The sequence below is a fragment of the Streptomyces sp. NPDC055013 genome (assembly GCF_053608645.1).
Map to the genome: position 1 here is coordinate 1 of NZ_JBSGVW010000043.1, position 12,131 is coordinate 12,131.

Consider the following 12,131-nt stretch of genomic DNA (forward strand, 5'->3'; position numbering starts at 1 on the left):
GTGCGCACCCCATGGGGTGCGCACGGGCCCTCATCTCTCGGTCAGGGGCCCGGGATACTGGGGCCCATGGTGAACCGAGTGGCCGTGCTCTCCGACATCCACGCCGTGCTGCCCCCCCTCGAAGCGGTGCTGGCGGAACCGGAGGTCGCGGCGGCGGACCTGATCGTGCTCACCGGAGACATCGCGTGCGGGCCGCAGCCCGCCCAGGTCATGGACCTGCTGACGGGCCTGGGCGACCGGGCGGCCTGGATCCGGGGCAACGCCGACCGTGAACTCGTCGAGTACCGGCGTGGACTGCGTACGTCGATCCCCGACCCCATCGGACCGTGGGCCGCCGAGAGCCTCCGCGAGGATCAGGTCGCCTTCCTGGAGCAGCTGCCGACGTCCCTCACGCTTGTGGTGGACGGCCTCGGCGAGGTGCTCTTCTGCCATGCGACGCCGCGTGACGACGAGGAGGTCGTGCTCGTCGACTCCCGTGCCGAGCGGTGGGCGGAGGTCTTCGCGGACGTCGACCCCGCCGTCACCACCGTCGTGTGCGGCCACACCCACATGCCGTTCACCCGCCTCGCCGCCGGGCGCCTCGTGGTGAACCCGGGCAGCGTCGGGATGCCGTACGGCAGGCTCGGGGCGCACTGGGCGCTCCTCGGACCGGGGGTGGAGCTGCGGCGCACCTTGCTGGACGTGGCGGCCGCGGCCGCCCGCGTCGTCGCGGACTCCGCCTTCGAGCAGGCCGCCGAGTGGGCCGACTACTTCCTCAACGCCCGGGCCACCGAGTCGGAGGCCTTCGTGGCCTTCGCGCGCCGGGACAGTCGCGAGGGCTGAGCACGGTACGGCGGACACGACAACTCCCCCACCGATCCCCTAGGTTGAGACAGATGGCCCTCCACCTGCGCGGCACCGTCCTCCCCGACGGCATCCACCGCGACCTCTGGCTTCTCGGCGACCGCATCACCTTCGACCGCCCGTCCGGCGACGCGCAGACGGTGGCCGACGGCGGCTATCTGCTGCCGGGACTGGTCGACGTCCACACGCACCCCGGGTCCCCGTCCGAGGACGAACCCGTCTTCGACCCCGAGGCGTTCGCCGAGCAGATCGCGGCGCACCGGGACGCGGGGACGACGGCGTTGCGGTTCCCGGGGCTGCTGGGCGAGATCCCTGCGGGTCTGCGCGAGGCCCCCGACTCCCCGCGCATGATCACGGCGGGGCGATGGCTGGCGTGGGCGGGGCTGTCGAAGAGCGCCGGCTTCCACACCGTCACCGACGACCTCGTCGCCGCCGCCGTCGCGGAGACCAAGGCCCACGACGGCTGGTGCAAGCTGATGGGCGACTGGGACTACGAATCGGATCCGGTGCCGTACGACATCCTGCGTGCCGTCACCGACGCGGTGCACGCGGTCGGGGGGCGGGTCGCCGCGCACTGCCAGTCGGCGCGCGGCGTGCTGAACGCCTCGCGGGCCGGCGTCGACTCGATCGAGCACGGGATGGGCATGCCGGAGGAGTGCGTCGAGCTGATGGCCACGCACGGGACCGTCTACGTCCCCACCCTCACGACCTTCGCGCGCCGCGTGCCGGACATCAAGGACAACCCCCGCGGGCGCCTCTGGCACGAAGGCCACCGCATCATGATCCGCCGGGTCCGCGAGGCCCACGACGCCGGCGTCCGTGTCCTCGCCGGCACCGACTCCGCCCCGTTCGGCAACGTGGCCACCGAGGTCGAACACCTCGTCGCCGCGGGTCTGCCGACCGACGTGGCGGTGGGTGCGGCGAGTTGGACGGCGCGGGACTTCCTCGGTCTGCCCGGGCTGGTGGAGGGCGGGCTTGCCGACGTGACGGTGTACGACGCGGATCCGCGGGTGGAGCCGGGGGTGCTGCGGCATCCGCGGAGGATCGTGCTGCGGGGACGGGTCGTCCGCTGAGCGTCGACGACGGCAGGGCTCAGGGCCTGGGCTCGCGCGCCACCAACTCCACCTCGAAGCCGTCGTCGTTCTCCAGATAGGCGGCGTGGTGCTCGGGCCCTCCCGCATAGGGATGCCGATCCGGGAAGAGCAGGCTCCAGCCGTGCCGCGGCGCCTCCTCGACCAGTGTGTCGAGGCCCGCCCGGCCGCCCGGCGCGTGGAAGGCCAGGTGATTCAGGCCGGGGCGCAGCCGGTCGTGCCGGTCGCCCCGCAACGCCGGCGACTGTTCGACCACGAGGTACGTCTCCACCGCGCGCCAGCTGCGTCCTGCCGGCCAGTCCTGGTGGGGCTCGTAGCCCAGCCGTTCCAGCAACCACCCCCACGACGTGACCGCACGCCCCAGGTCCGGCACCCACAGCTCGACATGATGCAGCAACTCCCGCACCCTTCCTTCGTGTTCGAGTTCGTTGTGGCAGACTTCCGCGCGTGGTCGATCGGTCGTTCGCGGATCCTGCGCTCGCCGCCTGGTACGACACCCTGAACCCCTGGGGCCCGGGTGACGACTTCTACCTCGGGCTCGTGCGTACCGCCGGCGCGGTGCTCGATGTCGGCTGCGGTACGGGCCAGTTGCTCCGGCGCGCCGGTGCCGACGGTCACCGTGGGCGGCTCGTGGGGCTCGATCCGGCCGCCGCCATGCTGGTGGAGGCGCGGCGGCACGACACCGACGTGGAATGGGTGCTCGGGGATCTGCGGACGCGGGACTGGTGCGCGGAGTTCGACCTGGTCGTGATGACCGGGCACGCGTTCCAGGTGCTGGTGTGTGACGAGGAGTTGCGGGCCGCACTTCGCGCCGTGCACCGGGCCCTGCGTCCAGGCGGGCGGTTCGTGTTCGAGACACGGAATCCCGCCGCGCGGGCCTGGGAGGCGTGGACGCCCGACAGGGTCCGCACGGTCACCGGCGCGGACGGGAACGCCGTACGCGTATGGCACGACGTCGAAGGACCTGCCGTCGGAGACCGGGTGACCTTTGTGGAGACGTACGCCTGCGACAGCTGGCCGGCCCCAGCCGTCAGCCGCACCACCCTCCGTTTCCTTGCCCCCGACGCCCTGTCCGCCTTCCTCCACGAAGCCGGCCTCACCATCGCCGACCAGTACGGCGACTGGGCGCGGACGCCGGTCACGCCCGCCGCTCCGGAGATCATCACCGTGGCCCGGCGGGCCTCCTAGGGCCCCCGCCCTAGTCGTCCTAGTCCTCGAAGCTCCACCGGAGGTCGACCCGCGCGGCTGGAGCAACCGCGCGCACGGTGTCGTGAGCCGCCTGCTCGATCTTGTCGGCCCAGCCGCCGAAGCAGATCACGATGACGGGGTACGCGCTCCACGCGGAGACCTGCCCCGCGAACGCGCCCTCTCCGACCGTCACGCCCCTCTCAAGATCGTGCTCGGTGAGGAAAAGCGGTCAGTGCCTCGGCGACCCGCGCCGTCTCCTCCCGCTGCCGCAGACCGGAGACGTCGAGGCTGAGGCCACCAGTTATCGACATGCGCCCAACGTACGGTCGGCTCCCGACAGTCCAGCGCCTAGTCGTCCGACTCCAGCGCCGCCAGCGCCGGATCCAGCACGATGTCCTCGTCGCGCGCCTCGATGGTCGGCTCCTCCGGGAAGTGGCAGGCCGTCAGGTGGCCGTCGTGGTTGCCGTCGATCTGGATCAGCGGGGGTTCCTCGGCCGCGCACTTGTCCTGGGCCTTCCAGCAGCGGGTGCGGAAACGGCAGCCGGAGGGCGGGGAGATCGGGGACGGCACGTCGCCGGCCAGGCGGATCCGTTCGCGCGCCGGAGCGTCCTCGTCGGCCACGCTCACCTCGGGCACCGCGGACAGCAGGGCGTGGGTGTAGGGGTGCCGGGGGCGGGTGTAGATGGAGTCGCGGTCGCCGACCTCGATGACCTTGCCGAGGTACATGACCGCGACGCGCTGCGAGAAGTGCCGTACGACGGCCAGGTCGTGGGCGATGAACAGGAAGGCGATGCCCAGTTCCTGCTGGACCTTCTGCAGCAGGTTGACGACCTGTGCCTGGATGGAGACGTCCAGCGCGGAGACCGGCTCGTCGGCCACGATCAGCTTCGGTTCGAGGGCCAGTGCCCGTGCCACGCCGATGCGCTGGCGCTGACCGCCGGAGAACTCGTGCGGGAAGCGGTTGTAGTGCTCGGGGTTCAGGCCGACGATCTCCAGCAGCTCCCTGACCCGTTTCTCCCTTCCGCCGTCCGGCTCGATCCCGTTGATCTCCATCGGGCCGGAGATGATCTTCCCGACCGTCTGGCGCGGGTTCAGCGAGGAGTACGGATCCTGGAAGATCATCTGGATCTCGGAACGGATCGGCGCCAGCTGCCTGCGGGTGGCACGCGTGATGTCCTTGCCCCGATACGCGATCCGGCCGCTCGTCGGCTCCATCAGCTTGGTGATCAGCCGTCCGGTCGTCGACTTGCCGCAGCCCGACTCCCCCACCAGCCCGAAGCTCTCGCCGACATGCACCGTCAGGTCGATGCCGTCGACCGCCTGCACCTGGCCGACGGTCCGCCGGATCGGGAAGCCGCCCTTGACCGGGAAGTGCTTCACGAGCCCTGCCACTTCCAGCAGCGGTTCGCCGGACGCGTCGATGGCGGCCCCGCGGGGGGCGGGGAGGACGAGGTCCTCTGTCATAGCCGTAGTCCTCCTCAGACGGGGCTGATCGGGGCGCTAGTGCAGTCGGGGCTTGATCTCTTCGGTGAAAATGGTCCGCTTCTGGTCCGCCGTCAAGTGGCAGGCCGAGGAGCGGTCCGGGCCCAGCAACGGGACCTCGGTGGCACAGCGCGTGCCGCCGACCCGGTCCTGGAACGTGCAGCGGGGGTGGAAGCGGCAGCCGGAGGGCGGGCGCAGCAGGGACGGCGGAGTGCCGGGGATCGGGGCCAGCGGGGTGTGCGGGTCCGAGTCCAGGCGCGGCATCGAGTTCAGCAGGCCCCAGGTGTACGGGTGTTGCGGCGCCCTCAGTACCTCGTTGACCGTGCCGCGCTCCGCCGCCCGGCCCGCGTACATCACCATGATGTCGTCGGCCATGTCGGCGATCACCCCGAGGTCATGGGTGATGAAGATGATCGCCGAGCCGAACTCCCGCTGCAGGTCCTTCAGCAGATCCAGGATCTGCGCCTGGACCGTGACGTCCAGCGCGGTGGTCGGCTCGTCGGCGATCAGCAGGTCCGGGTCGCAGACCAGCGACATCGCGATCATCGCGCGCTGGCGCATACCGCCGGAGAACTGGTGCGGATAGTCCTTCGCCCGCTGTTTCGGGTTGGGGATGCCGACCTTACCCAGCATGTCCACCGCCCGCTCCCAGGCGGCCTTCTTCGAGACGCGCATGTGCTTCATGTACGGCTCGGCGATCTGCCGGCCCACCGTGTAGTACGGCGACAGCGCGGTGAGCGGGTCCTGGAAGATCATGGCGACCTTGTTGCCGCGCAGTTTCTCCAGCTCGGACTCCCGGGCCGTGGTGAGCTCCCGGCCCTCCAGGAGGATCTCGCCCTCGACGGTGGTGAACATGGGGTTGTGCAGCCCGAGGATCGTCAGGTTCGTCACCGACTTGCCCGAGCCGGACTCGCCGACGATCCCCAGCGTGCTGCCGCGCTCCAGGTCGAAGGAGAGCCCGTCCACGGCCCGTACGATGCCGTCCTCGGTCTTGAAGCTGACGTGCAGGTCCCGCACCGACAGGAACGCGTCCGCGTCGGCCGGGACCGGGGCGCCGGCCTCCTTGGTCAGAGTGGTCACGTCAGTGCTCCTACCTAGGACAACCGCACGCGCGGGTCGATGAAGGCGTACGTCGCGTCGACGACGATGTTGCAGAGCAGGATCATGGTGGCGGAGAACAGCATCACGCCCAGCAGCAGCGGCAGGTCGCTGAAGAACACCGACTCCACCGCCAGTCGGCCGAGCCCCGGAAGACCGAAGGTGTACTCCGTGATGATGGCACCGCCGAGCAGGGAGCCGAGGTCGATGCCGAAAATGGTGACGATGGGGATCAGCGAGCCGCGCCAGGCGTAGCGGAAGAAGACGTACCGCCGTGACATGCCCTTGGCCCGGGCGGTGCGGACGTGTTCCTCCTGGAGTTGCTCGATCATCGACGAGCGGGACATACGGGTGTACTGCGAGGCGAAGATCGTGGAGAGGACGACCCAGGGGATGATCAGGCCCGTGAACCAGGCGGCCGGGTTCTCGGTGAACTCGTTGTAGGCGGGTTTGTCGAAGACTTGGGTCTGGTAGACGAGGATCGCCAGGGCCAGCGGGCCCAGGAAGTAGATCTGCATCGAGCTGATCACCATCGCGCCGGCCGTGAAGGTCTTGTCGATGAGCGTGCCGCGCTTCCACGCGGCGATCAGGCCGGTGCCCAGCCCGACGATCAGGAAGCAGACCGCCCCGCCCATGGTGAGCGAGAGGGTGGTGGGCAGGCGGTCCATGAGGGTGCCCCACACCTGCTCGTTGGAGTGGTACGAGTAGCCGAAGCAGGGGGCGGGGCACGGGCCTTGGGCGAAGTTGTCGCTGCCCATGACGAGGTTGGTCAGGAAGATCCAGTACTGCTCGGGGATCGGCTTGTCGAGGCCCAGCACCCGGTGCAGGTTCTCCAGGTTGGCCGGGGTGCACGTCTTGCCGCACATCAGGAGCGCCGGGTCGCGCGGCATCCCGAAGAACAGCAGGAACGCGACGATGCTCAGCAGGAAGAGGATGACGACGGCGCCGAGGGACCGGCGGACCAGGAAGCGCAGCATGGCAAGCAGCTCTCAGACGTCGGCGGGCCGGGTGGCACCCGGTGCGCCGTCCCCTGGGGGAAGGAGGGCGGACGCACCGGGTGCCGGGCGGGCGGGGTTACTTGACGTACAGGCGGCGCGGATCGACGCCGGCGATGATGTCGTCGTAGACGAGGCCGCCGACCTTGGATCCGGCGATCTGCGTCTGCTTGTAGTACGCGGTCGGGACGACGTTGACGACGTCCTTGACCAGGTACTCGTTGAGCTTGCCCCACTCCGCCGACGCCTTGGCCGGGTCGGTGATCTTGTTGATCCGGTCGATCTCGCTGTTGACCTTGGAGTCGTTGACCTGCGAGTAGTTCTGCGCGCCCTCGGCGATCGCGCGTCCGTCGTACAGCGGCGGGATCACGGTCGAGGCGGACGGCCAGTCGGCACCCCACGCGGTGTGGAAGATGTCGTAGTTGTTGTCCAGCTTGCTGACCTGGTCGTAGTAGGTCTCGGCCGGGATCTCCTGGCGCTGGACGTCGAAGCCGGCCTTCTCCAGGCCCGCCGCCATCGCGGTGGAGTACTGCTGGCCCTCGGGCGTGTTGATGTAGCCGAAGGTCAGCTTCAGACCGGTCTTGCCGGCCTCCTCCAGGAGCGCCTTGGCCTTGGCCGGGTCACCGGCGGGCTTCTTCTTCTTGCCCCACGGGTCGAAGCCGGGGTCGTAGCCGGTGACGGTCGGGCTGATGATGCCGCCCGCGACCTCCATCGCGTCGGTGCCACCGTAGGCACGCACGAACGGCGTGACCGGGAGGGCGTAGGCGATGGCCTGGCGGACCCTGATGTCCTTCATCTCCGAGTGGGCCAGGTTGATGTTGACCTGGCCGACGTAGGGCTGGAAGCCGGAGACCGTGCGGGACTTCATCTTCGGGTCGTTCAGGATCTTGGTCAGGTTGCCCGCGTCGACCTGGTTGCTGAAGCTGACGCCCGTCCGGTCACTGCCGCTGTCGGCGAGGAGCGCCTTGGTGGAGTCCTCGTACTGCTGGTTGAACGTGATGTTGAACCGGTCGACGTACTGGTGCCGCAGCGGGTCCGTGTCCGGGTCCCAGTTCTCGTTCTTGACGAGCACCATCGACTTGCCGGACTTGAACTCCTGGATCTTGTACGGCCCGGACACCACCGGGTCCTTGTCGTACTTCTCCTTGGTGTCACCCTTCTCGGACACGATGGCGTAACCCGTCATGGCCAGGGCGTACGGCAGGTCGGGGTGCGGGTTCTTGAACTTGAAGACGACCGTCTTGTCGTCCGGCGTCTCCAGCACGCTGTCCGGCAGGTGCTTGCCCTTGAACGGGCCGTCCGGCAGCAGCTTGCGGTAGTCGGCACCCGGGGTGTCGGCCAGCCACTGCTGGATGTACGGCGGGCCCTGGTTGATGAAGGCCGCGAACTGCCGCTCGAAGGTGTGCCGGACGTCCGCGGAGGTGATCCCGGAGCCGTCCTCGAACTTGATGCCGTCCTTGAGCGTGAACTTCCAGGTCTTGCCGCCGTCCGTGGTGGTACCGGAGTCGGTGGCGAGGTCGCCGACGACCTCGTGCTTGCTGCCGTCGTTGCTGGTCGCCTTGTAGCCGGTCAGCCCTCTGTGCAGCAGCTGGGAGACCGCCATCTCGTCCTGGACGTAGACCTGTCCGGGGTCGAGGTGTGCGTAACTGTCACGGGCCAGCACCGAGATGGTGCCGCCGGGCTTGGCGCCGGGGACCTCGGCTGCGGGGCCCTTGGACGCCTCGGCGTCCCCGAACTCGATCGCCGCCTGCTGCCGCTCGGCGTTCTCCTTCTGTTCCTTGTCGTTGCCGCTGCCTTTGCTGCCGCCCTCGCTGCACCCGGTCAGCACGAGTGCGCCGGCCGCGAGCACCGAGATTGCCGCGTATACGTGGCGTCCGCCCCTACTCATCACTCAGTTTCCACCCATCTGTGTGTCACCAGTGCGAAGGAAGTGCCAACCAGTGGTTCAGCGCGCCGTCTTGGGGTCGAAGGCGTCCCTGACCGAGTCCCCGAGCAGGTTGAACGCCACGATGAAGATGATCATCGAGATGCCGGGGAAGAACATGTAGGTGATGTCGTTCTGCATCACGAGTTCGGTGGACGCCTTGGAGAACATCTGTCCCCAGTCCGGCGTCGGTTCGACGATGCCCACGCCGAGGAAGGACAGACCGGCCTCGGCGGTCACGAAGTTGGGGAGCATGTACGTGCCCTGCACGAGGATCGGCGTGACCACGTTCGGCAGGATCTCCTTGCGGATGATCCGCCACGGTGGGGCCCCGCTGACCTTGGCCGCCTCGATGAACTCCCGTTCTCGCAGGGCGAGTGTGGTGCCTCTGAGGATCCGCCCGAGACTCATCCAGCCGAGGAACCACATCACGAGGATGAGGGAGACCACCCGGACGTAGACCGGAGTCTCGTCACGCGGGCTGACGAACAGTGAGACGACGACCGGCATGCTGGCGATGAAGAACAGCTGCGACGGGAAGGCCAGCAGGAAGTCGATGACCCGGCTGATCCAGTAGTCCGTCCGGCCGCCGAGATAGCCGGCCGTGACACCGAGCAGGATGCCGGTGAGCACGGTCGCGATGGTGACCGCGACCGAGATCCCGAGCGAAGTCCGGATGCCGTAGAGCAGTTTGGTGAAGACGTCGTACCCGTTGCCGGGTTCGAGACCGAACCAGAACTCGCCGCTGATCCCGCCGTTGGGCTGCACCGGCACACCCGCGCTGTCGAACAGCTCGGGGCGCTCGTCGGCGTACACGGTGTACGGGTCCTTGCCGTACAGCCACGAGATCACCGGGGCGAGCAGGCCGATCAGGAAGAAGAAGATGACGACGTACGCCGAGATCACCCCGGTGCGGTCCCGCTTGAAGCGGATCCACATCAGCTGGCCGGGCGAACGCCCGATCAGCTGCTCGTCCTCGGCCTTAACGTCCGGAGTTGGTGCACCGTCCGCGATGACCGAGGTCCCGCCACCCTCAATGCCGATACCACTTGTCACGTTTCGCCCGTTTCGCTGGTAAGGGTATGCCAAAGCGAGGCGTGCGGAACTCCGCAGCCGGACGCGCGTAGGAGGTGTGCGCCCCTTCCTCCGACACCCCTGACGGAGGATCAGGCAACCCCCTGTTGCTCGTGAGTCGGCACTGTCCCCACAGTGCGAGACCCATTGACCCGAGCGCTGCGGCTAACTATCTGCCATGAGCCAACTACCGACCACCGTCTTTAAATCTCAATTCAGTCACAGCTGGCGTGAAGACCTTCCAAAATCCGGACAAAGTGTTGGGTCGAAGAACGTCGCGAAACGGACGTGTTACATGGGTATCGGGCGAGGATCTCCGCATTTCGGACAGCACGGCGATTCTCGGCCACCGGAAAACGAGTTGCAAAAAGCCCCGGCTCCCCCATGACGGGGGAGCCGGGGCTCAGGCGTCCGGTACTCAGCCGTGCTTGGCGCGGCTCGCGGCGCGGGCGCGCTCGCGGGCGTCCAGGTTCACCTTGCGGATACGAACGGCCTCCGGCGTCACCTCGACGCACTCGTCGTCGCGGCAGAACTCCAGGGACTGCTCCAGGGAGAGCTTGCGGGGCGGCACGATCGCCTCGAACGAGTCGGCCGAGGAGGACCGCATGTTCGTGAGCTTCTTCTCCTTGGTGATGTTCACGTCCATGTCGTCGGAGCGCGAGTTCTCACCGACGATCATGCCCTCGTACACCTCGGTACCCGGGTCCGTGAACAGCACGCCCCGCTCCTGCAGGTTGGTCATCGCGAACGCGGTGACGGCACCGGAGCGGTCGGCGACCAGCGATCCGTTGTTACGGGTCTGCAGGGCGCCGAACCAGGGCTCGAAGCCCTCGTGGATGGAGTGGCCGATGCCGGTGCCACGGGTCTGGGTCAGGAACTCGGTCCGGAACCCGATGAGACCGCGCGAAGGCACCACGAACTCCATGCGCACCCAGCCCGAGCCGTGGTTGGACATGTTGTCCATACGGCCCTTGCGGACGCCCATGAGCTGCGTGACCGCGCCCATGTGCTCCTCGGGGACGTCGATCGTCATGCGCTCGACGGGCTCGTAGGTCTTGCCGTCGACGTCCTTGGTGACGACCTGCGGCTTGCCGATGGTCAGCTCGAAGCCCTCGCGGCGCATCTGCTCGACCAGGATGGCCAGCGCCAGCTCACCGCGGCCCTGCACCTCCCAGGCGTCGGGGCGCTCGGTGTCGATGACGCGAAGCGAGACGTTACCGATCAGCTCGCGGTCCAGGCGGTCCTTGACCTGGCGGGCGGTGACCTTGCGGTCCTTGACGGCGGCCTTCGCGTCGGCGCCCTTGCCCGTGCCGCCACGGCCGACCAGCGGTGAGGTGTTCGTGCCGATGGTCATGGAGATCGCGGGCTCGTCGACCGTGATCAGCGGCAGCGGAATCGGGTTCTCGGTGTCGGCGAGGGTCTCACCGATCATGATGTCCGGGATACCGGCGACGGCACAGATGTCACCGGGGCCGGCCTTCTCGGCGGGCTTGCGGGTCAGCGCCTCGGTCATCATCAGCTCGCTGATGCGGACGTTGCTGACGGAGCCGTCGCGCTTGATCCAGGCGACCGTCTGGCCCTTGCGCAGCTCGCCCTGCTCGACGCGGACCAGCGCGATACGGCCGAGGAAGTTGTCCGCGTCCAGGTTGGTGACGTGCGCCTGGAGCGGGGCCTCCTCGTCGTAGGTCGGGGCCGGGATGTGCTGGAGGATCGTGGAGAAGAACGGCTCCAGGCTGGTGGAGTCCGCCGGGACCGTGCCGTTCTCCGGCTTGGTCAGCGAGGCGATGCCGTCACGGCCACAGGCGTAGACGATCGGGAACTCGATCTGCTCCTCGTCGGCGTCCAGGTCGAGGAAGAGGTCGTACGTCTCGTTGACGACCTCGTCGATCCGGGAGTCCGGGCGGTCCGTCTTGTTGATGCACAGGATGACGGGCAGACGCTGCTGCAGCGCCTTGCGCAGCACGAAGCGGGTCTGCGGCAGCGGGCCCTCGGAGGCGTCGACGAGCAGGACGACACCGTCGACCATCGACAGACCGCGCTCCACCTCGCCACCGAAGTCGGCGTGGCCGGGGGTGTCGATGATGTTGATGGTGATGACGTCCCCCCCGTCCTTCGGGTGGTACTTCACCGCCGTGTTCTTGGCCAGGATCGTGATGCCCTTCTCACGCTCCAGGTCGTTCGAGTCCATCATGCGGTCGTCGACGCCTTCGAGCTGGTGCGCGGCGAAGGCGCCGGCCTGCTTCAGCATGCCGTCGACGATGGTGGTCTTGCCGTGGTCGACGTGGGCGACGATGGCGACGTTGCGGATGTCGTGGCGCGTGGCCATATTGCGGCGTACTCCCGGAGTGGTGAGGACGGCTCTCGCGTACGTCTGTGATACGCGGGCCCTGCCGGGCTGGACACGCCACGGCCTCACCCCATGGTACGTGGCCGCTG

General features: G+C 68.3%; 11 protein-coding genes. 3 read left to right on the forward strand and 8 right to left on the reverse strand.

Features of this window, described 5'->3' with window-relative positions; translation table 11 throughout:
- Positions 1-66: 66 nt before the first annotated feature.
- Both ACWGDB_RS36030 and ACWGDB_RS36035 read left to right on the forward strand, forming a co-directional pair.
- The gene (locus ACWGDB_RS36030) at positions 67-822 is read left to right on the forward strand and encodes a metallophosphoesterase family protein (protein ID WP_453826315.1); all 756 of its coding nucleotides are present in this window, start codon (positions 67-69) and stop codon (positions 820-822) included.
- 53 nt (positions 823-875) lie between these two features.
- Positions 876-1,916: an amidohydrolase family protein gene (locus tag ACWGDB_RS36035; RefSeq protein WP_453826316.1), complete on the forward strand. Its 1,041-nt coding sequence runs from the start codon at positions 876-878 to the stop codon at positions 1,914-1,916.
- A 19-nt stretch (positions 1,917-1,935) separates the two neighbouring features.
- Here ACWGDB_RS36035 and ACWGDB_RS36040 read toward each other — a convergent pair whose 3' ends face one another.
- On the reverse strand, positions 1,936-2,331 hold the full coding sequence (locus tag ACWGDB_RS36040) for a VOC family protein (protein ID WP_453826317.1): 396 nt from the start codon (positions 2,329-2,331) through the stop codon (positions 1,936-1,938).
- A 50-nt stretch (positions 2,332-2,381) separates the two neighbouring features.
- Between ACWGDB_RS36040 and ACWGDB_RS36045 the strand changes: the two genes are divergently transcribed.
- The gene (locus tag ACWGDB_RS36045) at positions 2,382-3,122 is read left to right on the forward strand and encodes a methyltransferase domain-containing protein (RefSeq protein WP_453826318.1); all 741 of its coding nucleotides are present in this window, start codon (positions 2,382-2,384) and stop codon (positions 3,120-3,122) included.
- Between the two features lie 19 nt (positions 3,123-3,141).
- Here ACWGDB_RS36045 and ACWGDB_RS36050 read toward each other — a convergent pair whose 3' ends face one another.
- The 7 genes from ACWGDB_RS36050 to typA all read right to left on the reverse strand — a co-directional run bounded on the left by ACWGDB_RS36050 (position 3,142) and on the right by typA (position 12,021).
- Entirely contained in the window at positions 3,142-3,315 is a 174-nt protein-coding gene (locus ACWGDB_RS36050; RefSeq protein WP_453826319.1) for a hypothetical protein, read from the reverse strand.
- Between the two features lie 155 nt (positions 3,316-3,470).
- Entirely contained in the window at positions 3,471-4,586 is a 1,116-nt protein-coding gene (locus ACWGDB_RS36055) for an ABC transporter ATP-binding protein (RefSeq protein WP_453826320.1), read from the reverse strand.
- Positions 4,587-4,622: 36 nt separating this feature from the next.
- Entirely contained in the window at positions 4,623-5,684 is a 1,062-nt protein-coding gene (locus ACWGDB_RS36060; protein WP_453826321.1) for an ABC transporter ATP-binding protein, read from the reverse strand.
- Positions 5,685-5,698: 14 nt separating this feature from the next.
- Positions 5,699-6,679: an ABC transporter permease gene (locus ACWGDB_RS36065; RefSeq protein ID WP_453826322.1), complete on the reverse strand. Its 981-nt coding sequence runs from the start codon at positions 6,677-6,679 to the stop codon at positions 5,699-5,701.
- Between the two features lie 97 nt (positions 6,680-6,776).
- Entirely contained in the window at positions 6,777-8,585 is a 1,809-nt protein-coding gene (locus ACWGDB_RS36070) for an ABC transporter substrate-binding protein (RefSeq protein ID WP_453826323.1), read from the reverse strand.
- Between the two features lie 57 nt (positions 8,586-8,642).
- Positions 8,643-9,677, reverse strand: a complete 1,035-nt coding sequence (locus ACWGDB_RS36075) for an ABC transporter permease (protein WP_453826324.1) — start codon at positions 9,675-9,677, stop codon at positions 8,643-8,645.
- Positions 9,678-10,113: 436 nt separating this feature from the next.
- Complete coding sequence (gene typA / locus ACWGDB_RS36080) at positions 10,114-12,021, reverse strand: translational GTPase TypA (RefSeq protein WP_453826325.1); 1,908 nt, start codon at positions 12,019-12,021, stop codon at positions 10,114-10,116.
- Positions 12,022-12,131: the final 110 nt, after the last annotated feature.